The organism is Flavobacterium celericrescens (assembly GCF_011392075.1).
Classification (GTDB): domain Bacteria; phylum Bacteroidota; class Bacteroidia; order Flavobacteriales; family Flavobacteriaceae; genus Flavobacterium; species Flavobacterium celericrescens.
Genome location: NZ_JAAJBV010000009.1, coordinates 1 through 19,145 on the forward strand (window position 1 = coordinate 1; position 19,145 = coordinate 19,145).

Consider the following 19,145-nt stretch of genomic DNA (forward strand, 5'->3'; position numbering starts at 1 on the left):
TTACACTTGCATTTCCTGTTGCATCTAATGTTATCGTTTGGTTCGCTCCTGAATCAACCGTATACGTTACAACTGCATTTGCTGTTCCTGTGAAACTAATCACTGCTGTTGAACCTGAACAAATTGTTGTTGAACCTGAAATTGATGCTGTTGGTAATGCCGTTACTGTTACTGTAGCACTAGCTGTTAACGGAGTCGTAGTTGTTCCATCAAAAACACTTACCAATGTATAAGTTGAATTCGCAGTTAATACTGGCGTAGTTAGCACATATTGTCCTGCAGCATCCAAAGTTATCGTTTGATTAGCTCCGCCATCAACCGTATACGTTACAACTGCATTTGGTGTTCCTGTGAAAGTCACAGTTCCTGTATTACCCGAACAAATTGTGTTTGCTGTTACTGAAGCAGTGGGAGAAGCTGTACAATCATATATTAAAGTAACATATTCGTCTGTATTATTACAACTTGGATTTCCTAAATTTTCTACTCTTATATATACATCAGTTGTAACTGTTGGAGAAAAAGCCGTAGGAGTTGCAATAAAGTTTGAGTTTCCATCCCAACAATCAACAATATCTGTATAAAAATAAACCACAAAATCTGCCGGAAGCTCTGGAGCTACCATTGCAGGAATAAGAGATGTTAAATCATATGGTCCACAACCTATATTGATTGGTGATGGAGGTGAATTCAACACAGGTGGAGAATCAAAACGAATTTCAACACTATCTGTTGCAGTATCCGAACATCCGGGACGAACCACTTCAACCGACCATGTACCACTTTGGTTTACCAAGTATGTATTTGTAGTAGTTGTACCTTGTAAAACTCCTCCTAAAAACCATGAATATGTAGGTGTTCCCGCAGCTGTTGGAGCCTGATTAAAAGTAGCTGTTAAAAGATGTGTCGTAATAGTCGTTGAGCAATATAATTGATCTGGACCTAAATCAACCCCACAAACTATATCACAATCCGTATTACCAGCCCCTGCATTACCCAAGTTAGTTTGATTCATTTCGATAAAACCTGGATCATTGGAATAATTTGTTACCAATAACATATATATTTGACCTGCAACAGCTCCGGGAACTGATACTGTTTCCACAGCTGCACCACTAAAACTACAATCTACAATGTTGTTAACAGTAGCTCCAGCATTAAAATCAAATAAATCTGTACAATTTGGTGCATTAAACGGACCCCATAGAATAAAATCAACATCTTGATTATTGTATAATGGTGCATTATCCCCTTGATTTAATGTGAATTCAAGATTTCCAGACAAACCCACTTGAAAATAAAACCATGCAGGATTTGGCGCAGACCCTAAACACCCTGGAGAACCAATACTTGCAACCCCTGTTGTATTTGGAAAAGGAGCAACACTACCTGAACAAATAGCAGAAGCCCCAGCACACGTTGGGGATTGAGAATATGATATTCCAACAATAAGTAATAAAAATAGTTGTATAATTTTTTTCATAGCTTATTTATTTTTGGCTTAAAAATGAAGAATATTTCCAATCTGTTGTTTCAACACATGACGTTTTCTCATTTGTTATAACAACTCGCCATTTAAAACATTTTGACATCAAATCTATATGATTTAAAGACTTAGTTCCTTTAACTGCAAAATTTTCATCTTTGCTTGAAACAACTATAGCATCTTTAAACTTAATTGCATTTAATTCATTAACACAGTCTTTTATAGGGATAATTTCAATAACACAGGTTGTGTTTTTTAAATTTAACTTACTAAAATCCCATTGAATTTCAGCTTTGTAAATTGATCTTACTTCATCTTCTAAAATCATATTAGAAGACACTTTGAAATTAAATTCACAATCTTTTCCTTTATCTTGCGCATTAACAATTGCAAAAGAAATAAATGCAAATAAGAGTAGTATTTTTTTCATTTTATAGTTAAATAAATTATATAATAGAACACAAATTTAACAAAAAATTAAACTTGACAATTATTTTTCTAATAATTAACATATTCAAATTATTTTTAGAAGTTTATTATTTATCTTTGCATTCTTTAAAAATTGCTATTAAACTAATAACTGATAATGATACAAAACGAGGATTTTCAGGACGAAATTGGGAATAATCATATTGCAACAAATGCAGAAACACCTTTGAGAGATGATGCTTTTGCTATTTCTGATGACGAAAAAATTGAATTGATTAAAAAAGATGTTGAACACATTTTAAATACACTTGGATTAGATTTAACCGATGATAGTTTAAAAGGAACTCCCAATCGTGTTGCTAAAATGTTTGTAAAAGAAATTTTTGGTGGATTAAATCCTGTAAAAAAACCAAGTTCTTCAACTTTCGACAATAAATACAAATACAACGAAATGCTTGTTGAGAAAAACATTGTAGTTTATTCTACTTGTGAGCATCATTTACTTCCAATTGTAGGTCGTGCGCATGTTGCATATATTTCAAATGGTACTGTTGTAGGATTGTCTAAAATGAATCGTATTGTAGATTATTTTTCAAAAAGACCTCAAGTTCAAGAACGATTAACGATTCAAATAGTTCAGGAATTACAAAAAGTTTTAGGCACTTCAGATGTTGCTTGTGTTATTGATGCTAAACACTTGTGTGTCAATTCAAGAGGAATTCGCGACATCGAAAGCAGTACTGTAACTGCCGAATTTGGAGGAAAATTCAAAGAAGAAAAAACAAGAAGAGAATTTTTAGATTATATCAAATTAGAAACTCAATTCTAAATTAATTATTGAGCATTACCAACAATGGAATTATATAAAAATCAATCACTTAAAATATACAATACCCTTTCGGGTGAAAAAGAAACCTTCACTCCTATCCATGATGGAAATATAGGAATGTATGTTTGTGGGCCTACAGTATACAGCAATGTTCACCTAGGTAACGTTAGAACTTTTATGAGTTTTGATGTGATTTTTAGATATCTATTACATTTAGACTACAAAGTTAGATATGTAAGAAACATAACAGATGCGGGGCATTTAACTGATGATGGTGATATAGATAATGATCGATTTGTAAAACAATCTCGCTTAGAAAAGCTTGAACCAATGGAAATTGTACAAAAATATTCTGTTGATTTCCACAAGGTTTTAGACAGCTTTAATTTTTTACCTCCCACTATTGAACCAACTGCTACTGGACATATACTTGAACAAATTGAATTAACTCAAAAGTTAATTGATTTAGGTTTTGCATATGAGAGCAATGGTTCTGTATATTTTGACGTATTTGCATACAATCAAAAAGGGTTAAATTATGGTGAATTAAGCAACAGAAATATTGATGAACTATTTGCCAATACAAGAGATTTAGACGGACAAAGCGAGAAAAAGAACCCACAAGATTTTGCTCTTTGGAAAAATGCATCTCCAGCACATATCATGCGATGGAATTCTCCTTGGGGAGAAGGTTTTCCAGGCTGGCACCTAGAGTGTACAGCAATGAGTACAAAATATTTAGGTGAAACATTTGATATACATGGCGGTGGAATGGATTTAAAATTTCCACATCATGAATGTGAAGTTGCACAAGGAAAAGCATGTAACGGACATTCGCCTGTTAATTTTTGGATGCACACCAATATGCTTACAATGAATGGTTTACGAATGAGTAAATCAACTGGAAATTATATCCTACCTATGGAATTGGTTTCTGGAGAAAATTCTTTTTTTGAAAAACCTTTTGAGCCAAATATTGTTCGTTTTTGTTTTTTACAAGCTCATTATCGCAGTGTTTTAGATATTTCTAACGATGCTATGGTTGCTAGCGAAAAAGGATACAATCGTTTGATGGAATCATACAAACTTATACCTTCTTTAAAAGCAAGTGCTACATCTTCATTGGATATTGTATCGTGGAAACAAAGTTGTTATGACGCAATGAATGATGACTTCAACACCCCAATCTTAATTGCACAACTATTTGAAGGAGCACGTTTTATAAATTTAATAAATGATGGAACTGCGACTTTAACCACAGAAGATATCCAATTATTAGCATCAACTCTTTCAAATTTCTTATTTGATGTTTTAGGAATTAATAATTCTGCGGCGGGCAATTCAAATACTTCCGAAAAATTAAAAGGTGTAGTCGAGATGTTAATTGAAATGAGAAACGAAGCCAGAGCAAATAAAAACTGGGCGCTTTCGGATGAAATTAGAGACAAACTTTTAGCTTTAGGAATTATTATTAAAGACGGAAAAGAAGGAACTACATTCTCAGTATAAAATTACTTTATAAAAAATAAAAAAGCACAACTGATATGTTGTGCTTTTTTATTAAAAGAAATAGAGCCGTCTTATTCAGACAGCTCTACTTACTATTTAAACTAACCAATACTCTAACTAAATGTTAGAATAAGAATTTTACCCCTACTCTTAATCCTCCAACTTTTCTGTCACCAGGATTTAAATCAAATGGGTTTGCGTTAAAGCTAAAGCTGTTAGTGCTATCTCCTGAATCTGGTTTAATTGTAGTAGAAGTCATGTTTACTAATGAAAATGAAGTTTCAACTGTCATCCATTTGTTAACTACGAAATCAAAACCTGGAGCTAAATCAACACCAATAGAAGTTGTTTTGTCATCAGTAATTTTATCTTTTCCAAAAGTCATTGGTAAAGATGCTTGTCCGAAGAAGAAAAATTTACCTCCTAATCCCCAGTATTTTCTTACTAATGGCTGAACAATAAAAGTATTTGACTCAGCAACTGTAGTCGAACCAGAATCTGTAGTTGAGTTAATTACACCTATTCCTAAACCTACTGTTGTAGTTGGAGCAATGAAGTACCCAGCGATTGGCACGATAGTGTTTGATTTAGTCTCTGTAGTTCCATTGTCTGTTGAAGAAAATGCAACTTGTCCAGCTACCCACCAAGTTCCTTGTAAACCTTTGTTCTCTTCTTGTGCGTTTGCGTTAAATCCTAATAATGCAATACCTGCTAATAATAATTTTTTCATTTTATGTTTTAGTTTAAAATTATGAGACAAATTTATAGGCTATAAATCATAAAAAAACTGATATAAATCATAGTTTGATTTTTTTTTTAGTTGTAAAATTTCGGGACTAATTTTTTTATATTGTATTTTTACGTCTTAATATATCTGATATGTGCAGCAATCATAGTACTTTGAAAACAAACGGATTAAGAAGAATATTAATTTTTCCATTCATTATATTAGTACGTATTTATCAGGTAGCGATTTCTCCTTTTACACCTGCAACGTGTAGATTTGAACCTACATGTTCAAATTATACCTTACAAGCATTGAGAAAACATGGCTTATTTAAAGGTGGCTGGCTAGCAACAAAAAGAATTTTTAGTTGTCATCCGTGGGGAAAAAGCGGTTATGATCCTGTTCCTTAATTTTTATATTGTTTTCCTACAATTTCTTTGGACAATTTTAACAAGATTCACAATTATAATATTTATTTTTACCTCATAAACTAAGAACAATTATGATTTACGCATTAAACATGATTTGGAATCCAGCAGAAGGAATTGATTTAGGTTTTTTTATGTTACGTTTCTATAGTCTTTCATGGGTATTAGCCTTTGGTTTAGGTTGGTATGTAATGAAACCAATATTCATTAGAGAAAATGAGTCCGTAGATTCTTTAGACAAACTATTTGTTTATACATTAATCGCAACAATGCTTGGCGCAAGATTAGGTCATGTTATTTTTTATCAACCCGAATTATTCAATGATGACCCTTGGAGTATATTATTGCCAATAAGCACAAAACCTTCATTGCATTTTACTGGTTTTGCAGGATTAGCAAGTCATGGTGCAGCTATTGCTATTATAATAACAATGTTTTATATCCAAAAAAGAGTAATCAAACGTTCTTTTTTATGGATTTTAGATCGAATTGTAATTCCAGTTTCACTTGGTGCTATTTTTATTCGTTTAGGGAATTTTATGAATTCAGAAATTGTAGGAACTCAAACAAATTCTGCTTTAGGAATTAAATTTTTAAGAGATAAATATACTGCTAATGAAGCCATGCAGTTAACTCAAATGAATACGCCGAATGAGGCTTATAAAGCAATCGAAACCAATCCACAATTTGCAGAATTATTAGCAAATGTATATCCAAAACATCCAGCGCAATTATATGAAGCAATTTGTTATGTTTTTGTTTTTGCAATTTTGTTATTTTTATATTGGAAAACAAATGCAAGAAATAAATCAGGTTATTTATTTGGGCTATTTTTGATTTTACTATGGTCAATTCGTTTTGTGGTTGAATTTGTAAAAGAAAGTCAAGGTGGCTTTGAAGAGTACACTTTATTCAATGCCTTATCAACTGGGCAATGGCTAAGTATTCCATTTATCATTATAGGATTCTACTTTGTTTTAAAAGCTAAAGAAGTTAAAGCATAAAAAAAGCGGTTAGAAATTCTAACCGCTTTTTTTATGATATTTTTCAAGCTTTTCAACTACTACTCCAACACCCAAAACATTAGGCAAATATGCTCCCGGAAAATTACTTTTAACTTTAATTGTATAAATTCCTTTTTGTAATTTAACATTTGATTTTATTGGGCTATAAACATCACAAATATCACCTGTGCAATCTCCAATGTCTTTTCCTGAAGCATCTTTTAATTTTAAATCTATTAAAAGCACTTCCTTTGTTCCATTTGGAGCAATTAATTCAACTTCTATCGGTATCTCTGCAAAATCAAAATCATAAATATGTGATAACTGCAATTTAATTACATGTAAGCCATCGGATGCTACATTTTCAAACTCGAATACCTTTACATCATTTGAAATCCAACGATTATCCTCAAAATCGCTATTAAATTCATTAAAAACTTGATTTTTATTACATGATTGTAATATTGTAAATAAAAGCAAAAAAGTTAGTTTCAATTTCATAATTAAATATTTAGAAATTATAACGTTAATCTTAAAATTATAGTATAAAAAAAGCTGCTTTCAATGAAAGCAGCTTCAAATTTTATGAACTAACTGAATTATTCAGCGTGTCTTTTTTCAATTTCATCTACATCACTTTTCTTCATTGTGTCAACTAATACTGGAGTTGCAATAAATAATGATGAATAAGTTCCGATAATAATACCAATTAACATTGCAAAGATAAATCCTCTAATAGATTCACCGCCAAAGATGAACATAATTAAAAGTACCATAATCATAGTTAATGAAGTATTTAATGTTCTTGAAAGTGTAGTATTAATAGATGCATTTACTACCTCTTTAAATGTTCCTTTACGTTTACCATCTAAAAATTCTCTAATTCTATCAAATACAATTACTGTATCATTCATAGAATATCCAATTACTGTTAAAATAGCAGCGATGAAATGTTGGTCCATTTCCATATGGAATGGCATAAACTTATAACATAATGAATAAACTCCTAATACAAAGATTACGTCATGCGCAACTGCAGCAACCGCTCCAATTGAATATCCATACTTTCTAAAAGATACTACTAAATATAAAGCCACTACAAGCATAGCTCCAATAACTGCCCAGAAAGAGTTTGTTTTAATATCGGCAGAAATAGTAGGACTCACTTTTGAACCATATAATACTCCGATTTTCTTTCCTTCATATAGATTAATGAATTTTTCATAAGAAACACCTTCATTAAAATATTTTTTAAGAGCGTGGTATAATTTTTCGTTAACTTCTTTATCGATAGCTACACCTTCTTCTTTAATCTTGTATTTTGTAGTAATTTTTAATTGATCAGCATCACCAAAAACTTTTGCCTCAACTGGCATTCCAAATTCTTTAGAAAGCTCTTCTGAAACAACATTTGATTCTACTGGTTTTTCAAATTTAACTTGGTAAGTTCTACCTCCTACAAAATCAACACCTTCATCTAAACCATTCACAAAAAATGAAACACAACTTACAACTACTACAACAGAAGAAAACAAGTAAGACCATTTTTTAATTTTAATAAAATCAAAATGGAATCCTGTGAACCAATTTTTAGTAATTGGAGTAGAGAATGTTAATGCTCTATTATTAGCGATATCTTTATCAATGAAAATTCTAGCAATAAAGATAGAAGTAAATAATGATGTAAAAATACCAATCAATAATGTTAATGCAAATCCTTGAATAGGTCCTGTTCCAAAAACAAATAAGATGATACCAGTTAAGATGTGAGTAACGTTTGCATCTACAATAGAACGCATAGCGCCTTTCCATCCATAAGAAGCTTCAACTACTTCTGCTAAAGACTTACCTTCACGTAATTCTTCTTTTGCTCTTTCATATATAATGATGTTAGCATCAACTGCAGTACCTAATGTTAATACGATACCTGCAATACCTGGCAATGTTAAAACAAAACCAAAACTTGCCATTACACCAAATAAGAATAATACGTTTAATAACAACGCAGCATTTGCGTACCAACCAGCTCTACCATAGTAAAATACCATCCATACACACACTAAGAAGAATCCAACTAATGAAGATAAAATACCTGCATCAATTGCTTTTTGTCCTAATGAAGGTCCAACTTCAGCTGATTGAATAATTTCTGCAGCAGCTGGTAATTTACCTGCTCTTAATACGTTTGCTAAATCCTTAGTTTCTTCGATTGTAAAGCTTCCAGAAATTTCAGATTGACCACCTGTAATTGCTCCTTTACTTACTCCAGGCGCAGAATATACAGTATTATCTAAAACAATTGCAATTGCATTTCCTTGTTGAGAAACTGCACCTGTAATTTTTTCCCATAATCTTGAACCATTAGCATTCATTTGCATAGAAACTGCTGGTTTTCCAAACTGGTCAAATGTATCTTTTGCGTCAACAATTACACCACCGCTTAAAGGAGCAACATTATCTCTTGTTCCTTTTAACACATATAGTTCAGTTGCATCTGGCATTTTAGGATTTACTTTACCCCAAGCAAATCTAATATTTGTTAAATTAGCTGGTAATAAAGCTTTAATATCAGCTCTTTTTAAGTAACCATTAATTACTGCAGTATCTTTAACATTAAAGAAACCTACTCCTTGTTGTCCAGGAGCAACCATTTTACCTAAAAATGGGCTTGATTTAGCAGCAGCTGTTGTATCAGCTTTATCAGTCAATAAAGAATCAATACCAGCCGTTTTAACTGGTGCAGCTTTTACAGCTACTTCTGTTTTCTTCAATGCTTCTTCAGCAGCCATTATAAAACCTGAAACTTCTTCTACTTTAAAAGTTTCCCAAAATTCAAGTTGAGCAGTTCCTTGTAATAAATTTTTAATACGATCAACGTCTTTTGCACCAGGTAATTCTACTAAAATTCTACCTGAATTTCCTAACATTTGAATATTAGGCTGAGTAACTCCAAATTGGTCAATACGTTTTCTTAATACGTTGAATGCACTTTCTACAGATTCTTGTACTTTCTTTTTAACAATTGGTTCAACTTGTTTATTAGTCATCCCATTTTTAATCTCAGCTTCTAAGTTTCTGTTTCCAAAAATATCTGCAGCAGCTAAGTTTATGTTTGCATTATTTGCTTCCACAAAAAACGCATCGATATAATCTTGATTTCCTTGTTGATTAGTTTTAGCATCTGCTAAAGCTTTATTGAAGGCTGCATTTTTAGAATCATTAGCTAATCCTTTTAAAACATCTTTAACAGATATTTGAAGAATTACGTTGATTCCTCCCTCTAAGTCAAGACCTTTATTTAATTGTTTTTGTCTAACTTCGTTGAATGTGTATCCTAATAATGGATATACTTCTACTTTACCTATTGAATCTAAATAAGCTAATTCTTTTTTTGAATCCCCTTTTGCAAAAGCTTTAGCATCTTTTTCGATACCACTTGCAACAAAAGTAAAAGAAAGCTGGTATAAACATACCAAGGCAAAGATAATTGCGAAAAATTTAATTAGTCCTCTATTCTGCATTACTCTAAAATTTATTTATTCTATTTTATAAAAACGGACAAATATATAATTTACAATAGGATTAAGCAATTTTATTTTAGATTAAAATGCTGTTTTTATACAAGTTTCATCATAAAATCATTTTATTCTCTAATAATGAACCACTTGAACAATCAAAAACTTATCCCAATAATAGATTTTATTCTAAAAATTTATGTTTTTTTACTCCTAAAAACATCCAAACTATTTCTTTTTCCATTTTGTATCGAACAAAAAAAACTGCCAATTTCTTGACAGTTTTTTATAATTATTTTGATATTGAATTACAATACTGATTTCAAATCTGCATTCATTGCACGAACTGCATCAGCAGATTTAGCAAAAGCAGCTTTTTCAGCATCATTCAATTGAACATCAACAATTTGTTCTATACCATTTTTTCCGATAATACATGGAACTCCCATACAAATATCCTCTTGTCCATACTCACCTTCTAATAAAACAGAACAAGGAATCATTCGTTTTTGATTGTTCAAAATACTATCTACTAAATAAGCTACAGAAGCACCTGGCGCATACCAAGCAGAAGTTCCTAATAATCCTGTTAATGTTGCTCCTCCAACCATTGTATCAGCCGCAACTTTATCTAAAACTTCTTGAGATAAAAAATTAGAAACTGGTGCTCCGTTATATGAAGCTAAACGTGTTAATGGAATCATAGTTGTATCTCCATGACCTCCAATAACCATCCCTTGTACATCATTAGCTGGTTTATCTAATGCTTTTGACAAGAAATATTTGAAACGAGAACTATCTAAAGCTCCACCCATTCCAATTACTCTGTTTTTTGGCAATCCTGTTGCTTTCAAAGTCAAATAAGTCATTGTATCCATTGGATTAGACACTACCACAATGATTGCATTAGGCGAATGTGTTAAAACATTATCAGCTACCGATTTTACAATTCCTGCATTAATTCCAATTAATTCTTCACGAGTCATTCCTGGCTTTCTTGGAATTCCTGATGTAATTACAACTACATCACTTCCTGCTGTTTTAGAATAATCACCTGTTGTACCACTTAATTGTGTGTTAAAAACTGTTGTTGTAGCACATTGCATAATATCCATTGCTTTACCTTCTGCAAAACCTTCTTTGATATCAACTAGCACTACTTCACTAGCAATTCCTCTGTACGAAATAACATCTGCACATGTTGCACCTACGTTACCCGCACCTACTATAGTTACTTTCATTTTGTTGTGTATATTAAATATTTATAAAATTAAAATTGATATTGAACACCAATATTTCCGTTTACAAATTTACCAAAAGCAATTGAACTTTGCACATAAAATTTGCTTATTTGGTATCTACCAGAAACTTCACCTAAAACATTGGTTTTATCTTTTGAAATTTGAGTCAACAAATCATTTATAACTTGCTGAATTGGAATCACTTCCTCAATTGAACCCGTTTCTCCACTTACGATATATTGAAAAGAACTTCTATTAATAATAAAATTTGTTATTAATTCAAATTTTTTAAATTCCTTAGAAGCACTTAGCTGAAAATGATAAGTATCAACCAACCCATTCAATTGATTGATTCCTAAATTTCCATAAGCAGTATTGATATCTAAAAAATCAAAACTAACATCTTCTTTTGAATAAATAGCACTTGCTGAAAAATAGATATTTTTTGCTTCAATTTTTGGAAAATATTGGCTAAAATTATGTTTTAACCCAAAGCCATAAACTTGATAATCACCTTTTTTTAATTTTGTTTTGGTCGAATATCTGGCTAAAAATTCAAAACCATAAGGTAATTCAATTGCTCCACTTAAATAAGGATAAACAACGGTTTCTTGATCAATTCCTTTTGGTGTTTTTAAACGAATTTGTTCACCTCCCAAATCACCTACTAAATAAACTTGATTGCCATTTCCTAAAGCCGTTGGAACTGTTGCCGAAGTAGCTCCTTCAATTTCAAAAAACTGAAAATCAGAATTTTGAATACTGAATTTTCTATCACTTTTAGGAACAAAAAAAACATTTGTATGCAACCCTAAAGTCACTTCCCATTTACTTTTCTTCTTAGGTGAATTTACCCAAGAAGTTGATGCTTGATACACTGCTGCATCAGTTGCTGGAATTATATATTGCTCAGAATACAAAAGGGCATCTGAAAGCAGATACCCTATTTGTTCTAATTCTGTAGCTGTTTGCGCTTCACTTTTTTGTGTAAAAAAGAAAGTCGCAAACAATCCTATGATTACTCCCGATTTACGCATCAATTTTTGCGTAAGCGGCATTTTTCTCAATAAATTCTCTACGAGGTGGCACCTCATCTCCCATCAACATAGAAAAAACTCTATCTGCCTCTGTTAAACTATCAATTGTTACTTGACGTAATGTTCTGTATTCAGGATTCAGAGTTGTTTCCCATAATTGCTCAGCATTCATCTCTCCAAGACCTTTATAACGTTGAATAGCTGCACTTCCACCCATTCTTTCGTTAGCTAAATCACGTTGATCGTCATTCCAAGCATATTCTTTTTTATTTCCTTTTTTAACCAAATATAAAGGTGGTGTTGCAATATAAACATGCCCACCTTCAATTAATTCTTTCATAAATCTAAAGAAAAATGTAAGAATCAATGTTGAAATGTGAGAACCATCAACATCGGCATCACACATGATTACAACTTTATGATAACGTAATTTTTCTAAGTTCAATGCCTTACTATCTTCGGCGGTTCCAACAGTTACCCCTAAAGCGGTGAAAATATTACGAATTTCCTCGTTTTCAAAGACTTTATGTTGCATTGCTTTTTCCACATTCAAAATCTTACCACGTAAAGGCAAAATAGCTTGAAATGCTCTATCACGACCTTGTTTTGCAGTTCCACCCGCAGAATCTCCCTCTACAAGGAAAATTTCACATCTTGCTGGATCTTGTTCAGAACAATCTGATAATTTACCTGGCAATCCACCGCCACCCATTACGGTTTTGCGTTGCACCATTTCACGGGCCTTTTTAGCTGCATGACGAGCTTGGGCTGCTAAAATAACTTTTTGAACAATGATCTTGGCATCATTTGGATTTTCTTCCAAATAATTTTCTAACATTTCTGAAACGGCTTGAGAAACCGGAGAAACTACTTCTCTATTTCCTAATTTTGTTTTAGTTTGTCCTTCAAACTGAGGCTCTGCAACTTTTACAGAAATAATAGCTGTCAATCCTTCACGAAAATCGTCCCCAGAAATTTCAAATTTTAATTTATCTAATAATCCTGAAGAATCTGCATATTTTTTCAATGTACGAGTTAATCCCATACGGAAACCTTGCAAGTGTGTTCCTCCTTCGTGAGTGTTAATATTATTTACATAAGAAAAAATATTTTCTGAATAACTGTCGTTATAAATCAAAGCAACTTCAACAGGAATTTCTCCTTTTTCATGCTCCATCGAAATTACGTGACCAATAATAGGCACACGATTTCCATCCAAAAACTTAACGAATTCTTTCAAACCTTCTTGAGAATGAAAGGTTTCAACTGGTTGACTTCCGTCTTCAGCTAAGTGTCTTTTATCTGTTAATGTGATTGTAATTCCTTTATTCAAGAATGAAAGCTCACGCAAACGAGAAGCTAATGTATCATAAGAATATTCTAAGGTTTGTGTGAAAATTGAAGCATCTGGTTTAAACGTAACCATTGTACCTCTTTTTTCTGTAGTTCCAATTTGTTTAACTGGATATAACGCTTTTCCTCTTTCATATTCTTGCTCGTAAACTTTACCTTCACGGAATACTGTTGCTTTTAAATGGTCAGAAAGCGCATTAACACATGAAACCCCAACACCATGTAAACCTCCAGATACTTTATACGAATCTTTATCAAATTTACCTCCGGCTCCAATTTTTGTCATTACCACCTCAAGTGCAGAAACACCTTCTTTTTTGTGTAAATCCACTGGAATACCACGCCCATTATCTTCAACTGTAATGGAATTATCTTCGTTTATAGCTACATAAATTGTATCACAATGACCCGCTAGAGCTTCATCGATAGAGTTATCTACTACTTCATACACCAAGTGATGCAAACCTCTTACTCCAGTATCTCCAATATACATGGAAGGGCGCATTCTTACGTGCTCCATCCCTTCTAACGCCTGAATACTGTCTGCCGAATAATTGTTTTTCTTAACTTCTTCGCTCATATAATTATATCTTAAATATTCGATTTTTAATTAACAGACAAATATAACCATTCCGCAAAAAAATCAACTACAAATAAGCATAAAAACCCATTAAGTTATTAACATTTGTTAAAAACAAAAACGCCAGCTATTTCTAACTGACGCTTTCCTAACAACAAACCATATTTATGAAATACTACACTAATTCTTGATTTGACGCAATTGCCACATCTGCTTTTACGTGAGCGGCATTTGCTCTACCACTTGGGTCTTGATTTTCTTGCCATTTTGGTATCCATTTTCGTACTGTTTGTGCAGCACTATCTTGTGGAAAATGTTTATAAAAAATTTGGCGATAAAAAAATGCTTCTTTAGTAGCCGGAGTATTGTATGGAAACAATTCCTTTGCTCTAGAGAACTCTAAATCTGACACTTGACTTGAACAATATTCAATTAAAGTATCTATCCAATTATAACCTACTCCATCAGAAAATTGTTCTTTTTGACGCCATAAAATTTCTTCAGGCAAGTAGGGTTTTTCTGGAGTATCAAAAGCCTTTCTTACAATATATTTTTCAATCCCTTCGTACGTTTTTGGCATTTTCTCATCGGGTTGAATTTTAATTGCTAATTCTAAAAAAGCTTTATCTAAAAACGGAACTCTAGCCTCCAATCCATGTGCCATGGTTGATTTATCGGCACGAAGTAAATCAGCGGTAAATAACTTTTGCACACGTTCTATAGTTTCTTTTTGGAAATCTAATACTGATGGTGCGTTTCGGAAATATAAATAACCTCCAAAAATTTCATCCGCTCCTTCGCCTGACAGCACCATTTTGATTCCTTTTTCGGTAATCGCTTTTGACAAGAAATACATCGGCGTACTAGCACGAATTGATGTTACATCATAGGTTTCCAAATGCCAAATCAACTTATCTAAAATTTCTATTCCTTGTTCGACTGTGAAATGAATTTCGTGATGCGTTGTTCCAATGAAATCCGCAACTTTTCTTGCTGCCACTAAATCCGGAGCTGAAGCATCTAATCCAATAGAAAACGAATGCAATTCTTGACCAGTTTCTTCCAACAACCTTGACGTAATTGATGCAATTAAAGACGAATCCAATCCTCCAGAAAGCAATACTCCAAAAGGCACGTCGCACATTAAACGCTTTTCTACAGCTTGCGTTAAACTTTTATTTAAAGCTTGTAAATCTAATTTTTCAACTGCTTTTTCATACGCTTCCCATTCTGGTTTGTAATATTTTACGAAACCTGTTTTTTCGGTATAATAATGTCCTGGAGGAAAAGTTGAAAATGATTTACATTGATCGGTAATCGCTTTCATTTCGGATGCAAAATATAAGCGGCCTCTTTCGTCCATTCCATAATACAAAGGCTTAACTCCAAGTGGGTCGCGAGCTACAATATAATCATCGCCATCGATAACAACTAGCGCGAAAATTCCGTCTAACATATCGCAGAAATCATAACCAAATTCTTCATACAAATGCACAATGACCTCTGAATCCGATGTAGTTCTAAACGTGTGATGTTTTAAAGTAGTTTCTCTTAATTTTTTGTGATTGTATATTTCGCCATTATGCACCATCCAAGCCGAATCCGTTCCTTGAATGGGTTGTTTTCCGGTGTGTAAATCGACAATTGATAAACGCTCGTGCGCCAAAATATGTCCTTTCTCTGTTATATGAATATCACTTTCATCTGGACCACGATGGCTCATTCTTTTAGACAATTGTTGTACCAATGCTTCTTCTTTTCCTTTTCCTATAATGGCTAATATCCCGCACATAATTTTAAGTTTAATCGTTGAAATGTTAATTGTTTAAGTGAAAGATTAATTCACTTAGTTTGATGAAGCAAAATTGAATATATAAGTTTAAATAATAAACCATAAATTTAATTTTAGTTATAATTTAAAACTAAAAAATGATTTTTTAATTAAATTATAAACATAAAAAGCGAATTTGGATTTACTTTGGTTACAAATCATAAAAAAACCACTCGATTGAGTGGTTTAAATTATTAGTAGTAGCAATTATAGTATTTCATGTATAGTGAATGAATTTCCATTTACAACAACTATATCATGTTGCTTTTTACCTATTAATTGACTTCCTAAAGGCGATTGTGGTGAAACTGATAAAATAGTTACACCATCTACACTAGTCTTAGGTAAAGCAGCGCTAATGAACAACTGCATTGCATTCACTTTTACATAGCTTCCTAAAGTAATAGTTGGAGTTGTTTTTGAAACATCTATTTTTTCAAGAATTTCCTTTAAGACAATCGCTTCTTTGAGTTTATTGGTTAACTTTTCTTGTTCTAAATGCATCATCGATAAAGCGGTTTCATGCTTATCGCCAGCCGAACCTTTGGCATCATTTTGTGCATCATCAGACAAACCCGAAATCATATCTTGATACACATCGATTTTGTCTTGTAATAATTGTAAATGTTGTTGTTTTATTTTTTTTTTGAATGTCATGGTAAAAAAGATTAACCGCAAAGTTCGCAATGAAGGTGCTAAGGGCGCAAGGATTATTGTTTTTCTTTTAAAATTTTATATAACTTACCATAACCTCCACAATCACCAAAAAAACTCGCATCTTTTTTTGCTCCCAAGACATCACTTTTCCCACATTCAAAACAAATTTTCGCAATTCCAACTACCTTTTCTTCTTTGTAGAAAACTAAAATATCTCTGTAAACTGGAGCACATGCAAGACCATAATCATCTTGACAATTTAAAAAACTAAAAAGTTTATTCAATTCATTATAAAATTTATCTTCAATTTGAACTTTTGAAAATTTAAACTTAATCAAGTTGTCAATAAATTTTTCGTCATTAACATCTTTAGGATAATCATAGCCAATCAAATTAAGATAATTATGTTCTTCAGATTTCTTATCTATATTTTCTAATCTTTGCATCTCAACTAAAATATCACCAGCTTCGATATCTTTATAATAATGTTCTACTTTATCAAAATCAAAAAAATTCAAATCATTAGATTTTATCTCAGTTGTATTCACAATTTTAGCTTCTGAATTCTTACAATTCAAAAAACTAAAACAAAAAATAAGAATTAGAAAAATATATTTATTCATAATTAGGTATTTCAAGGATGCTTTAACTTCGTTGAATCTTCAATTTCAGTATGACAAGCGCAGTATAAAACTTTGCGAACCTTGCGAAAAAATTTGCGTCTTTGCGATTAAAAATTAGAAATCAAACTTATAATTCGCTCCTAACAACACCTGAATTCCTTGTACTGGGAAATTTGCCCAACGGTTGTATTGTTGGTTTGCCAAGTTGTTTCCTTTTAAGAAAGCGGTTAATCTTGCGTTGTATTTGTAACCTACGTGTGCATTCAAATCAAAATAGCTATCTAAAGTCACTGTTTCTTGAACAAAAGAAGGTACTGGAAATATTAATTCTTGTTTAGTTATTAAATCTTTTCTTTCACCTACAAAAAACACATTTGCGCCAGCATACCATTTTTCATTGATATCAAAATCTACTGTCGTTCCAACTTTTAATTGTGGTAAATTCCATGCTTCTGCTTGTGTGTCTGAAGAATAGTTATTGTAAGTTCCGTTAATTCCGAATGTTACGTTTTTAGAAAAGTCGGCTTTTAATTCACCAAAAAGGCTCAAAGTTGTAATATTGTCATATACTACACCAAAAGAATTTCCGTAAGCATAACCTTCTGTATTAGCAAATGTTGGATTGTATTCATTGCTTACAAAAAGTGCTTTATCATCTTGGTTCAAATAGGAAGCTCTAACATTAAAAGCAACCGAATTCGCTAATTTACCTTTTAAACCAGCATAAATATCATATTTATTATCCGTTGGAGCAACTAGTAATGTTGGTGATACAAACGCATTTTCTTCTACAAAATCGGCATATGAATTTTGTTGTAAATTACCTTCAGCACCAGCATAAGCTACTAAAATATCGCCTACTAATTTATAAGACGCTTTTACGTTTGGATAAATAAATATCTTACCATCACTTTCACCGTTAATTTTTGCAGTTGCATAAAAAACTCCCGCTCCTATTTGTACTGATAAATCATCTTGTTGGTACAAAATACTTGGTTTCATTCCAGCAATTATTGTACTGTATTTTAATTCCGAATCAATGTTTAACATTCTTTCAAAGCTACCGCCAACATAATCAACTACAAAATCAGCTTTGATTTTTTGATTCATAACCTCAAAGTCAAAATTTGGCTTGATAAAAAAACGATTTTCTCCTGAATTCAATCCGTCAGAAAAACGCTTGAATTGCATACTTGCTTCATTAAAAAGCCCGTCTTTTAATGTCATTTTTCCGCCAAGGGCAATTGTATTATAACTTTGTTTTGAATCGATGCTGTTAATTGTTGCATCATCAAAAACGATTGTTTCAGTAGGCAATCCGTACCAATTATAAATTTGGTTTTTCACACCTAAATCTACATTCCAACTCAAATCGCGCTCACGCACGCCATAAGTTACATCTAAACTGGTGTTGTAATATTTATCATCTAAAACCAAATCTTTAATACCGCCTTGAGAAGACAAATGACGTAACATTCCACCCACATAATTACTTCTGCTTAAGTTTTGTGTAATGAATAATTCCGCATTGATGGTTGGATAATTTCCAAAACCTAATGTTGCGTAATTATTGTATAATTTTTCTTTTTCGGTTTTATCCACTCCAGCTGCTTTTCCTTTTGCTGGTGTGAATGTTGAAGCTACCGGAAACGAAAAAATATTATATTGAATAGGTTCTTTTTTTTGTTCTTCTTCATCTTCTAAAACTGGTGTTTCTTTTACTTTAAAAGCATCAGAAATAGTTGGCGTATATGGTTTTACAATGTTTACCACTTCTGAACCAATGTTTTCATCCTTTACTTGAGAAAATGAAAATTGAATTCCGATTATTACTAAAACGATTGTGATTATATTTGATTTCTTCATATTAAAATTATTTAGATGCTAAACTGAATC

15 protein-coding genes and 1 pseudogene are annotated in these 19,145 nt (G+C 32.2%); 4 read left to right on the plus strand and 12 right to left on the minus strand.

Features of this window, described 5'->3' with window-relative positions:
- Together G4L40_RS11140 and G4L40_RS11145 are read right to left on the minus strand one after the other, a co-directional pair.
- A pseudogene (locus tag G4L40_RS11140) lies at window positions 1-1,483 on the minus strand (T9SS type B sorting domain-containing protein); the annotation flags it as partial.
- A gap of 7 nt (window positions 1,484-1,490) precedes the next feature.
- Window positions 1,491-1,916 (minus strand): hypothetical protein, encoded by a 426-nt coding sequence (locus G4L40_RS11145; RefSeq protein WP_166237277.1) that lies wholly within the window; start codon window positions 1,914-1,916, stop codon window positions 1,491-1,493.
- A gap of 156 nt (window positions 1,917-2,072) precedes the next feature.
- On the opposite strand from G4L40_RS11145, the gene folE reads away from it, so the two are divergent.
- Entirely contained in the window at window positions 2,073-2,744 is a 672-nt protein-coding gene (gene folE / locus G4L40_RS11150) for a GTP cyclohydrolase I FolE (RefSeq protein ID WP_166237278.1), read from the plus strand.
- Between the two features lie 24 nt (window positions 2,745-2,768).
- Window positions 2,769-4,253, plus strand: coding sequence for a cysteine--tRNA ligase (cysS, locus tag G4L40_RS11155; RefSeq protein WP_166237279.1), 1,485 nt, complete (start codon window positions 2,769-2,771; stop codon window positions 4,251-4,253).
- 124 nt (window positions 4,254-4,377) lie between these two features.
- Here the strand turns inward: cysS and G4L40_RS11160 are convergent, their stop codons facing one another.
- Entirely contained in the window at window positions 4,378-4,983 is a 606-nt protein-coding gene (locus G4L40_RS11160) for a hypothetical protein (RefSeq protein ID WP_166237280.1), read from the minus strand.
- Window positions 4,984-5,132: 149 nt separating this feature from the next.
- Here G4L40_RS11160 and yidD point away from each other — a divergent pair, with 149 nt between their 5' ends.
- Window positions 5,133-5,390, plus strand: a complete 258-nt coding sequence (gene yidD / locus G4L40_RS11165) for a membrane protein insertion efficiency factor YidD (RefSeq protein WP_166237281.1) — start codon at window positions 5,133-5,135, stop codon at window positions 5,388-5,390.
- A 92-nt stretch (window positions 5,391-5,482) separates the two neighbouring features.
- Window positions 5,483-6,412, plus strand: coding sequence for a prolipoprotein diacylglyceryl transferase (gene lgt / locus G4L40_RS11170; protein WP_166237282.1), 930 nt, complete (start codon window positions 5,483-5,485; stop codon window positions 6,410-6,412).
- Between the two features lie 18 nt (window positions 6,413-6,430).
- Here lgt and G4L40_RS11175 read toward each other — a convergent pair whose 3' ends face one another.
- From G4L40_RS11175 to G4L40_RS11215, 9 genes are all read right to left on the minus strand, one after another.
- Complete coding sequence (locus G4L40_RS11175) at window positions 6,431-6,913, minus strand: gliding motility lipoprotein GldH (RefSeq protein ID WP_166237283.1); 483 nt, start codon at window positions 6,911-6,913, stop codon at window positions 6,431-6,433.
- Window positions 6,914-7,011: 98 nt separating this feature from the next.
- Window positions 7,012-9,933 (minus strand): protein translocase subunit SecDF, encoded by a 2,922-nt coding sequence (secDF, locus tag G4L40_RS11180; protein WP_166237284.1) that lies wholly within the window; start codon window positions 9,931-9,933, stop codon window positions 7,012-7,014.
- 302 nt (window positions 9,934-10,235) lie between these two features.
- Window positions 10,236-11,168 carry a malate dehydrogenase gene (locus G4L40_RS11185; RefSeq protein ID WP_166237285.1) on the minus strand — a complete coding sequence of 311 codons (933 nt, stop codon included), beginning with the start codon at window positions 11,166-11,168 and terminating at the stop codon, window positions 10,236-10,238.
- 29 nt (window positions 11,169-11,197) lie between these two features.
- Entirely contained in the window at window positions 11,198-12,226 is a 1,029-nt protein-coding gene (locus tag G4L40_RS11190) for a DUF6588 family protein (protein WP_235922640.1), read from the minus strand.
- Entirely contained in the window at window positions 12,198-14,138 is a 1,941-nt protein-coding gene (gyrB, locus tag G4L40_RS11195) for a DNA topoisomerase (ATP-hydrolyzing) subunit B (protein WP_166237286.1), read from the minus strand. Before gyrB ends, G4L40_RS11190 begins: the two co-directional genes overlap by 29 nt.
- Before the next feature lie 175 nt (window positions 14,139-14,313).
- The gene (gene asnB / locus G4L40_RS11200; protein ID WP_166237287.1) at window positions 14,314-15,930 is read right to left on the minus strand and encodes an asparagine synthase B; all 1,617 of its coding nucleotides are present in this window, start codon (window positions 15,928-15,930) and stop codon (window positions 14,314-14,316) included.
- Window positions 15,931-16,176: 246 nt separating this feature from the next.
- Window positions 16,177-16,626, minus strand: coding sequence for a hypothetical protein (locus G4L40_RS11205; RefSeq protein ID WP_166237288.1), 450 nt, complete (start codon window positions 16,624-16,626; stop codon window positions 16,177-16,179).
- Between the two features lie 53 nt (window positions 16,627-16,679).
- Window positions 16,680-17,249 (minus strand): hypothetical protein, encoded by a 570-nt coding sequence (locus G4L40_RS11210; RefSeq protein ID WP_166237289.1) that lies wholly within the window; start codon window positions 17,247-17,249, stop codon window positions 16,680-16,682.
- Between the two features lie 114 nt (window positions 17,250-17,363).
- Window positions 17,364-19,115 (minus strand): porin family protein, encoded by a 1,752-nt coding sequence (locus G4L40_RS11215; protein ID WP_166237290.1) that lies wholly within the window; start codon window positions 19,113-19,115, stop codon window positions 17,364-17,366.
- Window positions 19,116-19,145 lie beyond the last annotated feature (30 nt).

Bases quoted from the DNA above. Each gene is read 5' to 3' on its own strand.
- G4L40_RS11145 (WP_166237277.1), bottom strand. From the start codon at position 1,916: ATGAAAAAAATACTACTCTTATTTGCATTTATTTCTTTTGCAATTGTT.
- folE (WP_166237278.1), top strand. From the start codon at position 2,073: ATGATACAAAACGAGGATTTTCAGGACGAAATTGGGAATAATCATATT.
- cysS (WP_166237279.1), top strand. From the start codon at position 2,769: ATGGAATTATATAAAAATCAATCACTTAAAATATACAATACCCTTTCG.
- G4L40_RS11160 (WP_166237280.1), bottom strand. From the start codon at position 4,983: ATGAAAAAATTATTATTAGCAGGTATTGCATTATTAGGATTTAACGCA.
- yidD (WP_166237281.1), top strand. From the start codon at position 5,133: ATGTGCAGCAATCATAGTACTTTGAAAACAAACGGATTAAGAAGAATA.
- lgt (WP_166237282.1), top strand. From the start codon at position 5,483: ATGATTTACGCATTAAACATGATTTGGAATCCAGCAGAAGGAATTGAT.
- G4L40_RS11175 (WP_166237283.1), bottom strand. From the start codon at position 6,913: ATGAAATTGAAACTAACTTTTTTGCTTTTATTTACAATATTACAATCA.
- secDF (WP_166237284.1), bottom strand. From the start codon at position 9,933: ATGCAGAATAGAGGACTAATTAAATTTTTCGCAATTATCTTTGCCTTG.
- G4L40_RS11185 (WP_166237285.1), bottom strand. From the start codon at position 11,168: ATGAAAGTAACTATAGTAGGTGCGGGTAACGTAGGTGCAACATGTGCA.
- G4L40_RS11190 (WP_235922640.1), bottom strand. From the start codon at position 12,226: ATGCCGCTTACGCAAAAATTGATGCGTAAATCGGGAGTAATCATAGGA.
- gyrB (WP_166237286.1), bottom strand. From the start codon at position 14,138: ATGAGCGAAGAAGTTAAGAAAAACAATTATTCGGCAGACAGTATTCAG.
- asnB (WP_166237287.1), bottom strand. From the start codon at position 15,930: ATGTGCGGGATATTAGCCATTATAGGAAAAGGAAAAGAAGAAGCATTG.
- G4L40_RS11205 (WP_166237288.1), bottom strand. From the start codon at position 16,626: ATGACATTCAAAAAAAAAATAAAACAACAACATTTACAATTATTACAA.
- G4L40_RS11210 (WP_166237289.1), bottom strand. From the start codon at position 17,249: ATGAATAAATATATTTTTCTAATTCTTATTTTTTGTTTTAGTTTTTTG.
- G4L40_RS11215 (WP_166237290.1), bottom strand. From the start codon at position 19,115: ATGAAGAAATCAAATATAATCACAATCGTTTTAGTAATAATCGGAATT.